Below are 12,261 nucleotides of genomic sequence, written 5' to 3' on the forward strand. Positions count from 1 at the left end.
CTGCCGGCGACGGCACGGCCGTACCGCCGGCGGGAAGCTTCGGACAGGAAGATCTTCAGGGCAGGAAGCTTCAGCACATCGGGAGTACGTGTCACCATGACGAGCTCACCCACATCCGCCGGCACCGTGCCCGACCTGGAGCGGTACCGGCAGGCAGCCGACCGGCTGACGGCGGCGACCCGGCAGCGCACACCCTGCCCGCCCGTGCGGGACCTGCTGGGCGAGTCGGACATCGCCGCCGCGTACGCGGTGCAGCGGCTGCTCACCAGGGCTGCGGTGGGCTCCCACCGCAGCCTCGCCGGGCACAAGATCGGACTGACCTCCCCCGCGGTCCAGCGGCAGCTCGGCGTCGACCAGCCCGACAGCGGTGTGCTCTTCGCCGACATGGCCAGGGCCGAGGGCTCCCCGATCGACCCGGCGGATCTGCTCCAGCCTCGGATCGAGGCCGAGGTGGCGTTCGTCCTCGGCGCCGACCTCGACCAACCCAATTTTGATCTTGAGACGGCGCGGGCCTCGGTGGCCCAGGTCCTGCCGGCGTTGGAGATCGTCGACAGCAGGATCGCGAACTGGGACATCAGCATCGTCGACACGGTCGCGGACAACGCCTCCTGCGGCCTGTTCGTCCTCGGCGCCCACCGCCAGCCGCTCGGCGATCTGGACCTGACCACCCTGACCATGGCCATGACCGCCGACGAGCGGGTGGTCTCCGAGGGCGTCGGCGCGGCCTGCCTCGGGGATCCGTGCCAGGCGCTGCTGTGGCTGGCACGCACCGCCCGGGAGTTCGGATCCCCGCTGCGCGCGGGCGATCTGGTCCTCTCCGGCGCGCTCGGCCCGATGGTCCCCGTGACGCCCGGCACCACCTACCGGGCGACCATCACCGGGCTTGGCGCCGTCACCGCATCCTTCCGGAAGGATCTGCCATGAGCACCACCAAGGTCGCGGTCATCGGCTCGGGGAACATCGGCACCGATCTGATGATCAAAATCATGCGGCTCTCGTCCACGCTGGAGATAGCGGCCATGGTGGGCATCGATCCCGCCTCCGACGGGCTGGCCCGCGCGGCCCGCCTGAAGGTGCCGACCACGGCGAACGGGGTCCAGGGCCTGATCGACCTGCCGGGCTTCGACGAGATCGGCGTCGTGTTCGACGCGACGTCGGCCAAGGCTCACGTGGCGAACGCGCGTGCGCTGGCCGGGTACGGCAAGCGGCTGGTGGACCTGACCCCCGCCGCTATCGGGCCGTACGTCGTCCCGGCGGTCAACCTCTCCCAGCACCTCGACGCGCCCAACGTGAACATGGTGACCTGCGGCGGGCAGGCCACCATCCCGATGATCGCCGCGGTGTCCCGGGTGACCCGTGTCCGCTACGGGGAGATCGTGGCGTCGATCGCCTCGAAGTCGGCCGGCCCGGGCACCCGCGCGAACATCGACGAGTTCACCGAGACCACCGCGCGCGCCATCGAGGTCGTCGGCGGCGCGGACGTCGGGAAAGCAATCATCGTCCTCAACCCGGCCGAACCGCCGATGATCATGCGTGACACCGTGCTGTGCCTGGCGGACGACGCCGACCCCGACGACATCCGCGCCAGCATCGCCGCGATGGCCGCGGAGGTGGCCCGTTACGTGCCCGGATACCGGCTCAAGCAGCAGGTCCAGATCGCCCCTGTCGACCCGGACGAGCCGCTGCGAACCCTGATCGGCGACGCCGGCCCGCGGCCGGCCTGGAAGGTGTCGGTCTTCCTGGAGGTCGAGGGAGCCGCCCACTACCTGCCGGCATACGCCGGGAACCTCGACATCATGACCTCGGCCGCGCTACAAACCGCTGAACGACTGTCCGCCGCGGGGTCACCGGCCATCGCGTGGCCCGCGCCGGTGGGGGAGCCGGCAGCGTCACCGGCGGTGTCAGCCGTTCCAGTCAGCTCGGAGGTGGCCCTGTGACCCCACCCAGGCTCTACATCCAGGACGTGACCCTTCGGGATGGTATGCACGCTATCCGTCACCGCCTTGCCCCGGAGCGGGTACGCACGATCGCCGCCGCGCTGGACGCCGCCGGTGTGGACGCCATTGAGGTCGCTCACGGTGACGGCCTGGCGGGCGCCAGCCTGACCTACGGGCCGGGTAGCAACAGCGACTGGGAGTGGATCTCCGCGGCCGCCGAGGTGGTCACCAACGCCGTGCTCACCACCCTCCTGCTGCCCGGCATCGGCACCATCCACCATCTTGAACGGGCCTTCGACCTCGGCGTCAGGTCCGTGCGGGTGGCCACCCACGCCACCGAGGCCGACATCAGCCCGCAGCACATCACCCGGGCCCGCGAGCTCGGCATGGACGTCTCCGGCTTCCTGATGATGAGCCATCTGGCACCCCCAGCCGAGCTGGCGCGGCAGGCGAAGATCATGGAGGATGCCGGCGCGCACTGCGTGTACGTGACAGACTCCGGCGGGCGCCTGACGATGGACGACGTCCGCGACCGGGTCCGCGCCTACCGGGACGTCCTCGACCCGGCCACCCAGATCGGCGTGCACGCCCACGAGAACCTGTCGCTGTCCGTGGCCAACTCGGTGGTGGCCGTCGAGGAAGGCGTCACCCGGGTCGACGCGTCGCTCGCCGGCCAGGGCGCCGGCGCCGGCAACTGCCCGATCGAGGCGTTCATCGCGGTGGCGAACCTGCTGGGCTGGCAGCACGGCTGCGGCCTGTTCGCGCTCCAGGACGCCGCCGACGACATCGTCCGCCCACTGCAGGACCGGCCGGTGCGGGTGGACCGGGAGACACTGACCCTCGGCTACGCCGGTGTCTATTCCAGCTTCCTGCGGCACGCCGAGCGGGCGGCCCGCGAGCACGGGCTGGACACCCGCGACATCCTGGTGGAGGTGGGCCGCCGCAGCCTCGTCGGCGGCCAGGAGGACATGATCGTCGACGTCGCGCTCGACCTTGTCGCGGCCGGTGCCGCCCGGGGCGGCGCGGTTCCCACCGGCGTTGGCGGCAACGACGCCGTCCTGGCCGGTGCTGTCGGCGGTGGCGCCGTCCCCGCCGGTGCCGTCCCCGCCGGTGCTGTCGAAGCCGGGCGGCCCGGGTGAGCGCGGCGGGACCGGCTGCCGCGCACCGGCCGTCGGTCGTACGGATACTGGTCGTACAGTCGCTGACCGCACAGCTGAGGGCCGCACAGCCGGGAGTCCCACCGCTCACGGGGTTACCACTCAGGGAGAACAGTTGACATCGCAGGCGCCGGGTGCAGGTGGTCTGGCCGCGTTCCGCGCGGCGCGGGACTTCCTGCTCGCCCACCGGGAGGACTACGACAGCGCGTACGCCGGGTTCCACTGGCCGGAGCTGACGGAGTTCAACTGGGCGTTGGAGTGGTTCGACCATCTCGGCGCCGACCCGGACAGCTCCGGCCGGACCGCGTTATGGATCGTCGAACAGGACGGCTCGGAGCGGCGTCAGACCTTCGCGCAGCTGTCCGCCCGCTCGAACCAGGTGGCCAACTGGCTGCGCGGGCGGGGCGTGACGCGCGGTGACCGCATCGTGCTCATGCTGGGCAACCAGGTCGAGCTGTGGGAGACGCTGCTCGCGGCGATCAAGCTCGGCGCGGTCGTCATCCCGGCGACCACGCTGCTCGCGCCCGCCGACCTGCGGGACCGGATCACCCGTGGCCAGGCCCGCTACGTCGTCGTCGGCGCGGCCGACACCGACAAGTTCGCCGACGTGCCCGGCGAGTACGACCGGATCGCGGTCGGAGCGCCGGTGGCGGGCTGGGCCTCCTACACCGACGCGGCCCAGGCGCCCGCCGCGTTCGTCCCGGACGGTGTGACCCGGGCCAGCGACCCGTTGCTGCTCTACTTCACCTCGGGCACCACCGCGGCCCCGAAGCTCGTCGAGCACACCCACGCCTCCTACCCGGCCGGGCATCTGTCGACGATGTACTGGATCGGGCTCACACCCGGTGACGTGCACCTGAACATCTCCTCGCCGGGCTGGGCCAAGCACGCGTGGAGCAACGTCTTCGCTCCCTGGAACGCCGGGGCCACGGTGTTGATCTACAACTACAGCCGGTTCGACGCCGCCGCGCTGCTGGCGCAGATCGACCGGTGCGGGGTGGACAGCTTCTGCGCGCCCCCGACGGTGTGGCGGATGCTGATCCAGGCCGACCTCACGGTGGTGCGCAACCCGCCATGCAAGATCGTCGGTGCGGGCGAGCCGCTCAACCCCGAGGTCATCGAGCAGGTGGAGAAGGCCTGGGGGGTGCGCATCCGGGACGGCTTCGGGCAGACCGAGACCACCGTGCAGATCGCCAACTCGCCGGGCCAGCTCGTCAAACCGGGCTCCATGGGACGCCCGGTGCCCGGATACCACGTCACGCTGGTCGACGTCACCACCGGTAAGCCGGCTCAGGAGGGCGAGATCTGCCTGGACCTCGTCCAGCGTCCGCTGGGGCTGATGGTCGGCTACCGGGACGACGCCGTGCGCAACGCCGAGGCGATGGCGGGTGGCTACTACCACACCGGTGACGTGGCCTCGCGTGACGCCGACGGGTACATCACCTACATCGGCCGCGCGGACGACGTGTTCAAGGCGTCGGACTACCGGATCTCGCCGTTCGAGCTGGAGAGCGTGCTGATCGAGCATCCTGCCGTCGCCGAGGCCGCCGTTGTCCCGTCACCGGACGCGATCCGGCTGGCGGTCCCGAAGGCGTACGTGGTACTCACCGACGGTCACGCGCCCGACCGGGACACCGCGCTGTCGATTCTGCGCCACGCCCGCCAGCAGCTCGCGCCGTACAAGCGGATACGCCGCCTTGAATTCGCCGAGCTGCCCAAGACGATATCCGGCAAGATCCGGCGGGTGGAACTTCGCCGTCGGGAGGAGGAACTGCATCCGCTCGGCGCCACCGCGGCCACCGCGGCCGCTGTGGCGGGCAGTGGGGCGGCCGTCCGTGAATACCGCGACGAGGAGTTTCCGGAGCTACGGGAGTGACGCTTTTCCGGACCGGCGGGAACTGTTCTGACAGGACCCGCCGCCCGGGAGGCGCCGGTAACGGTGCGCGCCGGGAGAAGACGCCTAGTTGTTCCAGAGGAATTTTTTTCCGAAAGAACTGGCGGGTTCCGGCCGGCGGCGTTGCATCGTGTTCAGATAGCGTGAGACGGCCTCTGCCCGGTTGGTGGCTCCGAGCTTGCGCAGAATGTGTTTCACGTGCACCTTCACGGTTCCTTCGGAAACCATCAGACGGGTGGCGATCCGCGCATTGGTGGCGCCATCGGCCATATGCCGCAGAACTTCGATCTCCCGACGGGTCAGAGGCGAGTCCACAACGTCCTCGATCGCCCTGACCAGCACGTTCGTCCCGATACCCGGAACGGGCTCGGCAGGGGTGCCGGCGGGTTTCAGGGACATGTCGTCCTCCGTGAAGGAGGCCATCAGGTCGGAGATACCCGCCGTATAGGTACACAACTGGTCGCGAAGGGCCAGCATCCGGTCGGCGAACACGGCACGCTCGATCGCGTAGCCCAGGCCATCCATGAACAGCCCGATGGCCTCGCGGTCCAGAGTGTCCACGTGCCGCCGGTCGATGTACGCGTCGGCGTGCATGAAGCCGATCACCGACGACATCGACACGATCGGTGCGGCGACGTAGGAACGTGAGCCAGTCACAACCTTGAGCAGGGGATGTACCTGCGGGTTTGTCTGGGCATCCCTGATCAGGATCGGCTGCCGCCGGTGGACCATGTCGGTCTCCAGCACCTGCTGGTCCAGCAGGACCGGGTCCGTGCTGCCGGCCTTCACCATCAGTGCGGCAAGATCCGGATCGCCTCGGACGTAGGCCGACCTCGCCACCCAGCGGGAGTTCTGGATCTGGGACAGCAGAGCACGTCCGAAACCGAGTTTTTCGACCTCGGCGGGAGCTCTGGTTATCAGGTCCTGGACCGTGGAGAGATCCCGCAACCGGCTCAACGTATTGCGTACGTCGGCCAGCGTCGACGTTCGCTGGGCCAGCATCGCGTCACGCAGGGATATCCGGATCTGGCAGAGCCGGGTGAGCGCCGCGATCAGTTCCGCGTGCGCCTGGCCGCCGGTCTGCTCCACACCGGCGGCCAGCCGTTCGGTAAGGGCGTCCTGGGCTGCCGCCAGGGACATCTCCGCGGTGTGCGCGTCCAACGGGGTGATGCTCAGCGGCGCACAGTCCCAGCCGGTCAGCCTGGCTACCAGCTGGAGAATGGAACGCACACGTTCGAGCTCTTTGCGTGGCAGCTCGGGACGGCGGAGGAACCAGTTCTCGCCCCGCGCCGCGCGCGAGCGTCCGCCACCATCACCAGAGCTGGTAATGGACATGATGGCCTCCGTTTCCTCGTCATCGAGAGCCGTCCGGAACACGAATCGCGGTCGGTGCCGCCGGGGCGACGCGCGGGCCGGTCCGCCTGACGCGGAAAGGTGTTGCTTGTCCAAGATTGAATAGTAGGACGACGACGCGCTCCGGGCCAGCAGGTACCGGGTTCCGAGGGGCGTTCCGAAGGGGCGCTGAGGGATGTTGAGGGGGATGCTGAGGGGGTGCTGAGAAGTTTTGTGGTGCCTGCTCCGGCGCTGGTCGTCAGCGTACATCCGTTTGACGCGGCGCCCGGTGCGGGTTGTCCGGTATGCCCTGTCGGCGATCACTGTTGATCCCTTCGGGGCGGGTGGCGGTCACGCTCCGTCATGCTTTTGACCGGCCCGGTGGAACTCCTCGTACCAGCGTCCCCGTATCGGCCTCCCTCCGCGCCGGCGGCTGGAGCCGTCCCGCGAAGCCGAGTCCGTGATCGTCGGTACCGGATGTTGGATAGAGGTGTTGACCCGTTGCCGGTCGGTCCTGGTTGGGTCATGATGCTGAAAAGGCCGCATGTGGCGATCTTGCGGCTGTTGTGGTGTGACCAGGCTGGGCACCGTTGGCCCCGATTCGATCGGGATCCCGGTGTTCCGCCGTTGACGGCCATGCTCCGGCGTTGGTGTCGTCGGTGACGCGGCATCACCGACGTGCCCCTGCTGGTAGCCGACTGTGCGCGACCGTGACGAGGCAATCATCCTTTGTGGCGGCGTGCCGGTGCGGTGTCATCTCGGGAATGGGACAGGCATAGCGGCCAACGCGATCGTGGTTGTCGCGTTCCGCGCCTTATTCTAAGGCGGAATAAAATGATCTCTTTCGAGTTCTCCGAGGAACAGGAGGACTTCCGGCGTGCGCTCGTCCAGTTCACTGAGAATGTACTGCTGCCCGGTTATCGGGACCGGGCGGCCCGTACGGACTACCCGTTCGACATCCAGCGTCAGCTCGCCGATCTCGGTGTGCTCGGCATCGGCCTGCCCGAGCAGTTCGGCGGCACCGGCGTCGAGGATCCGATCACGCTCGGGCTTGCGGCGGAGACGCTGGCCTACGGCGACGTGAACATCGCGTCCGCGCCGGTGCAGGTCGGGCTTGTGGGATCCCAGCTGGCACACGGCACCACGGCCGTGCAGAAGGAATACCTGCCGCGGCTGATCGCCGGTGAGATCACGGTGGCGATCGCGCTCACCGAGCCCGGCTCCGGGTCCGACGCGGGCGCGCTGCGCACGGTCGCCGAGCCGGTGGCCGGCGGCTGGCGGCTGCGCGGTGAGAAGACCGCCATCTCGTGGGCCTGCAACGCCACCGCGACGCTCGTCTACGCCCGCGAGCCGGGGTCCGCGCGCTCGAAGGGGGTGAGCTGTTTCGTCGTCCCGACCGATACTCCGGGCGTGACCGTCAGCCACATGCCGGGGATGGGCTGCCTGCCGCTGGGCTGGGGATCGATCCACTTCGACGAGGTGTTCGTGCCGACGGAGAACCTCATCGGTGAGTACGGCCGGGGCTTCCACAGCGTCATGGGCCACTTTGATTTCAGCCGTGCCGCGCTGGGCCTGATGTGTCTCGGCGCGGCCCGGGCCAGCCTCGACGAAGCCGCTGACTATGCCCTGCAGCGGGAGGCTTTTGGCCGTCCGATCGCCGAGTACCAGGGCATATCTTTTCTTCTTGCCGAGCAGGCCACCTATCTGGAGGCCGCGCGGTGGCTGTGCTATCGGGCGTTGTGGCTGCGCCATGCCGGCCGGCCGCACACCGCGCATGCCTCCATGAGCAAGTGGTGGCCGCCAATTGTCGCCAAGGACGCGATCGAGGCGGCCATGAAGATCTACGGTAATCTCGGCTATGCGACCGAGTTCCCGTTGCAGCAGAGATTTCGTGATGTCATGGCCTATCTGGTCGCGGACGGCACGGCAGAGATCCAGAAGCGCATTATCGCCAAGGACGTTCTGGGCGGGAGGCACGGGAAATGATCACGGTCGGACTGGACGTGCACGAGTCGATTCTCTCGACGAGCCCACGGCAGCGGCGTGATCTGCTCGGTCGTGTCCACGCCGCGGGGCTCGACCACGTGGTCGTCGCCGATCATGTCAGCTTCCACGGCGGCCGGGGCTTCGACGGGCTGGTGTCCGCCACCGCGGCCCTGACCAGCAACGACGATCTGCCCGTGCTGCTGGGCGTCTACCAGCTCGCGCTGCGGCATCCGACCACCGTCGCCCGCCAGCTCGCCTCGGTCTCCCAACTGGCGCCGGGCCGGCTGATTCTCGGGGTCGGCGTGGGCGGGGAGGACCGCTCCGAGCCGCTCAACTGCGGCGTCGACCCGTCGACCCGGGGACGCCGCCTCGACGAGAGCCTGCGCGTGCTGCGTGCGCTCGCCTCGGGCGAGGCGGTCGATCACAGCGGGGAGTTCTTCGAGCTCAAGGACGCGCGGGTGCTGCCGGCTCCGACGCCCAGGATCCCGATCGTGATCGGCGGCTCGTCGGCGGCCGCGGTACGGCGGACCGTGCGCTTCGGCGACGGCTGGCTGGGGATCTTCTGCTCCGCCCGGCGCTTCGCCGCGACCCGCGAGCAGATCGCCGAGGTGGCCCAGCAGGAGGGCAGGCCGCTGCCGTCCTGGTACGGGCTGAACCTCTGGTGCGGGATCGACACCCAGGCGAGCAGGGCCAGGCAGCTGGTGGCCGAGCGGATGGAGCGGCTCTACCACCTGCCCTACGAGAAGTTCGAGCGGCTGGCGCCCGCTGGCACGCCGGAACAGGTGGGGGAGTGGCTGCTGCCCTACCTCGAGGCCGGCTGCGAGCACTTCACACTGGTGGCGACCAGCACGAGCTGGGAGGCCGGCGTCGAGTACACGGCCGAGGTGAAGCGGTACCTGCTCGAGCACGCGCCAGCCTGATCCGCCCCGGGCGCGCCCGGCCCTCGTCCGCCCCGGGCGCGCCCGCGGGAGGCCCGGATGTTCTTACCGGCCGACATCAACAAATTATCAACGCGAAACACCGGCCGAACAAGTAGCGTATGATCATGCTTCCCGCGCGTTCTCCCAGCTCCCGGGGAACCCAGGCCTGCCGCCAGCGGGAAAGCCGTTCTCCGGGTGGGCCGTGGCCTATCCGATGACCTACCTGGTGGCCCACCTGTCGTCGTGAGCTCGTTGCCGTCGGGGGAAAGCCTCTCTTTGGAGGGGCAACTACCCCCCCACTGAGAGATGTGATCCGGCGCACAAAACGGTACCGTTCGTTCCTGGCGCGTTGCCTCGCCGAACTGTTCCCGGCAACGCGAATACCGCAACAATCCCGGTCGGCGATGGCATCACAGGAGGAGATGCTGCCGTGCTGGTAGACCTTCGGACGCGTGCTGGGACAGGTATTGTCCGCGGCCATCTCGTCGAGGATCTCCGCCGGTGGTTGGTGAGCCTGGCCAGAGCGGGCGTGAATGCTCGCGCCCGCTTTTCGCCCTGGATTACCTGGTTGCCGGGACGGCGGCCGTGATGAACCGTGACGCGCCCGCGGTCCGCCGCGTGCGGCAGTCATATCGCCGGCCGACTCGGTGCGTCGACGAAAGGAGGCATGGCATGATCAGTTCCCCGGTGGGCGGCTGGCTCGACGGCGTGGACATGGTCGCTGTGGTGCGCGGGAGTTCGCGTGGGTTCACCGTGCTCGTCCTCGGCGGGCTCGTCGCCCCCGCCGTGGCGACGGTGTCCGGGGCGCTTGGCGCGCTGGTCCTCACCGGCTCGGCCGCGGCCGCTTTCGTGGTGGCGGCTCTGCGTCAGGGAACGACCACCGATGGTGGGCGGCACGGTGCGCTGGCCGCGGTCGGCGCCTATCTGCTGGTGCTTCCGCTGGTACTGCTGGCGCAGGCTGGACGGAATCCGGCGCAGATCTCGATGACTCTCGCGGCCGCGGTGATCGTGGGGTTCGTGGCCGGCTCGGTGGCTACCCGGCGGCGGTCGCCCGGCAGCGGCCGCAGCGGCGGTAACAGCCACAGTGCCGCTGGTAGCCGTGGTGGCGCTGGTAGCCACAGTGGTGCAGCCAACCGTGGTGGCGCCAACCGTGGTGGCGCCAACAGTCGCGGTGGTGCTGCCAGACATGGTGGCGTCAGCAGTAGCGGCGCTACGGCCGGCCGCGGCCGCGGTGGCCGCGTTGGCGTGCGGTCGGCGGGTGAGCGCGCATGAGCGTACCGGCTGTGACCGCCCCGTCGGTTCCTGGCAGCCGCCGCAGGGTGCGCAGGAACAAGGCGCCGAAATGGGTTGGCGCCGTGCGGCGGCCGCTGCAGCAGGGCGGGGAGATGGTGCAGCTGGCTGGGCAGGTTTTCGGCAGCGCGATCCGTCACCCTGTCGGCTACTGGGGTGAAGTGCGCGACCAGATGTTCGAGATTCTCAAGCTGTGCTGGATACCGATGATGGTGTCCTGTACGGCGTTCGGTTTCGGCGCGCCGGGCCTGCAGGGCGGCAACCTCTTCCTGCTCTTCGGTATCCCCGAACGTCTCGGCTCCTTCTTCATCATGGCCAGCGTCCGCGAGTTCGCCCCGTGGATCAACGCGATGGTGGTCGCCGGTGTCATGGGCACCGCGATGACCGCGGACCTCGGCGCGCGCCGGATCCGTGAGGAGATCGACGCGATGGAGGTGCTCGGCGTCGATCCCATCCGCACCCTGATCGTCCCACGGGTATTGGCGATCACGCTCATGACCGGGCTGCTCGACCTGGTCGCGCTCGCGTTCGGTGTGCTCGGCGGTTACATGGCCTCGGTGTGGGTGCTCGGCGCCAACAGCAGCGCGTTCTTTGAGAACTTCTTCGCCAATGCCACCGTCACCGACGTGTGGGCCAGCGTCGCGAAAACGACGATCTTCGGCCTGCTCATCGGAGTCGTGTGCTGCTACAAGGGCCTGCACACCCAGGGCGGGCCGATCGGTGTGGGACGCGCGGTCAACCAGGCCGTGGTCATCTCCTTCGCCGCCATCTGGATCTTCAACTACGTCTTTACAACCATCTTGCTCGGGCTCAACCCCGACATGCAGGTCTTCAAGTAAGGGCCGAGAGCGACCATGACCACCCCAGTGGACAAGCCATGACCACCCCCGTGGACGAGTTCGACCGGCTCGGGCAGCCGCGGGTTGCGGCACCGAAGCCGCAGGATACTGTGATCACGCTGGGCGGTATGCAGCGTGGGGTGAAACAGGCCGTCACCACCGGTGGCGAGATTGCCCAGTTCTCTGCCCGGACCATTCGTGACTTCGGCGACATCCGTCACTACGCCTCGGAGGTCTTCCACCAGGCCGGCATCCTGATACTGTCCAGCGGCCTGATCATCTGGTCGATGCAGTTCATCATGGGGATGCAGTGCGGGTTGGAGGCCAGCTACACCCTCAAGCAGATCGGCGCCCCGCTGTACTCGGGTATTTTCAACGCCTACTGCTCGCTGCGTGAGATGGCGCCGTACATGTACGGCTACATCTTCGCGGCGAAGGTCGGCTGCGGGCTGGTCGCCGAGATCGGTTCGATGCGGATCGCCGACGAGATCGACGCCATGGAGGTCATGGGCGTCAGGTCGCGCAGCTATCTGGTCGGTACCCGGATCATGGCCGCCTGGATAGCGATGCCGTTCCTGTTCACGGTCGGGCTCGGGCTCATGTACATATCGATGTACCTGGTGACCGTCGTGCAGCTGGGCGGGGTGTCCGCTGGTGGCTACAACTACATCTTCTGGCTCTACCAGAATCCGCTCGACTTTCTCTTCTCAATGATCAAGATGTTGTCGATGGGCACGACGATCGTGTTCGTCAGTTGTTACTACGGCTACACCGCCAGCGGTGGATCCGTCGGAGTCGGCAAGAACACCGCGAAATCGATGATGCTGAACATGGTGCTGATCCATGTCATTGGGCTGCTCACCACGCAGCTTTTCTGGGGGCTCAGCCCCAACGCCCCGGACACGA

The 12,261-nt window shown here is 68.4% G+C and carries 10 protein-coding genes; 9 read left to right on the forward strand and 1 reads right to left on the reverse strand.

What is annotated here, in order from left to right; translation table 11 throughout:
* The first annotated feature begins 96 nt into the window (after positions 1 to 96).
* From CM1CMNOD_RS09275 to CM1CMNOD_RS09290, 4 genes are all read left to right on the forward strand, one after another.
* Positions 97 to 924: a 2-keto-4-pentenoate hydratase gene (locus CM1CMNOD_RS09275; protein WP_013873401.1), complete on the forward strand. Its 828-nt coding sequence runs from the start codon at positions 97 to 99 to the stop codon at positions 922 to 924.
* Positions 921 to 1,937, forward strand: coding sequence for an acetaldehyde dehydrogenase (acetylating) (locus tag CM1CMNOD_RS09280; RefSeq protein ID WP_013873402.1), 1,017 nt, complete (start codon positions 921 to 923; stop codon positions 1,935 to 1,937). The genes CM1CMNOD_RS09275 and CM1CMNOD_RS09280 overlap by 4 nt, the downstream gene beginning before the upstream one ends.
* Complete coding sequence (gene dmpG / locus CM1CMNOD_RS09285; RefSeq protein WP_013873403.1) at positions 1,934 to 3,076, forward strand: 4-hydroxy-2-oxovalerate aldolase; 1,143 nt, start codon at positions 1,934 to 1,936, stop codon at positions 3,074 to 3,076. The genes CM1CMNOD_RS09280 and dmpG overlap by 4 nt, the downstream gene beginning before the upstream one ends.
* Positions 3,077 to 3,209: 133 nt before the next feature.
* A complete protein-coding gene (locus CM1CMNOD_RS09290; protein WP_013873404.1) occupies positions 3,210 to 4,970 on the forward strand; it encodes an AMP-binding protein in 1,761 nt (586 codons plus the stop codon).
* Between the two features lie 84 nt (positions 4,971 to 5,054).
* On the opposite strand, the gene CM1CMNOD_RS09295 is transcribed toward CM1CMNOD_RS09290, so the two are convergent.
* Entirely contained in the window at positions 5,055 to 6,323 is a 1,269-nt protein-coding gene (locus tag CM1CMNOD_RS09295) for a LuxR C-terminal-related transcriptional regulator (protein WP_013873405.1), read from the reverse strand.
* A gap of 831 nt (positions 6,324 to 7,154) precedes the next feature.
* Between CM1CMNOD_RS09295 and CM1CMNOD_RS09300 the strand changes: the two genes are divergently transcribed.
* The 5 genes from CM1CMNOD_RS09300 to CM1CMNOD_RS09320 form a co-directional block, all read left to right on the forward strand.
* Complete coding sequence (locus CM1CMNOD_RS09300; RefSeq protein WP_013873406.1) at positions 7,155 to 8,306, forward strand: acyl-CoA dehydrogenase family protein; 1,152 nt, start codon at positions 7,155 to 7,157, stop codon at positions 8,304 to 8,306.
* Positions 8,303 to 9,226, forward strand: a complete 924-nt coding sequence (locus CM1CMNOD_RS09305; RefSeq protein ID WP_013873407.1) for an LLM class flavin-dependent oxidoreductase — start codon at positions 8,303 to 8,305, stop codon at positions 9,224 to 9,226. Before CM1CMNOD_RS09300 ends, CM1CMNOD_RS09305 begins: the two co-directional genes overlap by 4 nt.
* Before the next feature lie 672 nt (positions 9,227 to 9,898).
* The gene (locus CM1CMNOD_RS09310) at positions 9,899 to 10,498 is read left to right on the forward strand and encodes a PE-PGRS family protein (protein WP_013873408.1); all 600 of its coding nucleotides are present in this window, start codon (positions 9,899 to 9,901) and stop codon (positions 10,496 to 10,498) included.
* Positions 10,495 to 11,355: an MlaE family ABC transporter permease gene (locus tag CM1CMNOD_RS09315; RefSeq protein WP_013873409.1), complete on the forward strand. Its 861-nt coding sequence runs from the start codon at positions 10,495 to 10,497 to the stop codon at positions 11,353 to 11,355. Before CM1CMNOD_RS09310 ends, CM1CMNOD_RS09315 begins: the two co-directional genes overlap by 4 nt.
* 38 nt (positions 11,356 to 11,393) lie before the next feature.
* The coding region (locus CM1CMNOD_RS09320) for an ABC transporter permease (RefSeq protein WP_131773948.1) at positions 11,394 to 12,261 on the forward strand (868 nt) is incomplete at its 3' end.

The sequence above is a fragment of the Protofrankia symbiont of Coriaria myrtifolia genome (genome assembly GCF_900634755.1).
Classification (GTDB): domain Bacteria; phylum Actinomycetota; class Actinomycetes; order Frankiales; family Frankiaceae; genus Protofrankia; species Protofrankia coriariae.